The sequence below is a fragment of the Polaribacter sp. genome, from assembly GCF_965656025.1.
GTDB lineage: Bacteria > Bacteroidota > Bacteroidia > Flavobacteriales > Flavobacteriaceae > Polaribacter.
The window spans coordinates 12,857-14,315 of record NZ_CBFHJT010000063.1; the positions used below are offsets into that span (position 1 = coordinate 12,857).

At 32.6% G+C, this 1,459-nt stretch carries 2 protein-coding genes; both read right to left on the reverse strand.

The genetic code is table 11. From position 1 onward, the window contains the following. Positions 1–4: 4 nt before the first annotated feature. Positions 5–454, reverse strand: a complete 450-nt coding sequence (locus ACTG3S_RS11420; protein WP_439129479.1) for an Lrp/AsnC ligand binding domain-containing protein — start codon at positions 452–454, stop codon at positions 5–7. An 87-nt stretch (positions 455–541) separates the two neighbouring features. Continuing rightward, positions 542–1,459 (reverse strand): ATP-grasp domain-containing protein (locus ACTG3S_RS11425; protein ID WP_439129480.1); only part of this gene is annotated, 918 nt, incomplete at its 5' end.

Sequence of the window (1,459 nt, forward strand, 5' to 3'; positions counted from 1 at the left end):
CATATTAAAGTTTTATTTGGCGATTAATTTGTTGTTCTAGAGATATAAAGGTTTCTGTTCTAAGAACATTGGGTATGGATTGTATATAACTGCTCAAAATTTTCATTAAGCCTTTATTAGTTTTACAAAGTACTTTTAAAAAAATAGCATAATTACCTGTTGTGTAATGGCACTCTATAACCTCTGGTATTTGTTTTATTTTTTTTAAAATGGATGCAACATCACTTGAAGAATCTAAATATACACCTACAAAAGCAGTAGTATTATACCCCAAAGAAACAGGATTAATTACCATATGATACCCACCTATAAGTTTCGATTTTTCTAATTTTCTTAATCTTTGATGTATTGCTGCACCAGAAACACCCACTTCTCTTGCAATACTTAAAATAGGGGTTCTTGCATCTTCGATTAATCTTTTGATAATTATTTTATCTATACCGTCAATTTTCATTCTAATTCGCTATCTATGTTCTAAAGATAAAAAAAAAGAGAATACAAAAAATGTATTCTCTCTTTTATATCTAGTAATAAAATAAAATTATTCCATTGTAAAATCTTCCATAAATTTTGTGGTATAGTTTCCTGCAACATAATCTGGATGATCCATTAATTGTCTGTGAAAAGGAATTGTTGTTTTTACACCCTCTATCACGAATTCATCTAAAGCTCTTTTCATCTTATTAATTGCTTCTTCTCTTGTTTGAGCAGTTACAATTAATTTTGCAATCATAGAATCGTAATTTGGTGGTATCATATAACCTGCATACACATGTGTATCCATTCTTACACCATGACCACCAGGAGTATGTAGTGTTGTAATTTTACCAGGTGCTGGTCTAAAACCATTATGTGGATCTTCTGCATTTATTCTACACTCTATAGAGTGCAATTGCGGATAGTAGTTTTTACCTGAAATTGGTACACCTGCTGCTACTAATATTTGTTCTCTAATTAAATCGTAGTTTACTACTTCTTCTGTAATTGGGTGCTCTACTTGAATACGTGTATTCATTTCCATAAAATAGAAGTTTCTGTGTTTATCTACCAAAAACTCTACAGTTCCTGCGCCTTCATATTTTATAAATTCAGCTGCTTTTACGGCTGCGTTACCCATGTCATCTCTCAATTTATCTGTCATAAAAGGAGAGGGTGTTTCTTCTGTTAATTTTTGATGACGTCTTTGTACAGAACAATCTCTTTCTGATAAGTGGCATGCTTTTCCGAAAGAATCTCCAACAATTTGAATTTCTATATGTCTTGGTTCTTCTATCAGTTTTTCCATGTACATATCATCATTACCAAAAGCAGCTTTAGATTCTTGTCTTGCAGAGTCCCAAGCTTCTTTTAAATCTTCGGGTTTCCAAACAGCACGCATACCTTTACCACCACCACCTGCAGAGGCTTTTAACATCACAGGATACCCTGTTTCTACAGCTAGCTTTTCACATTCTTCGAA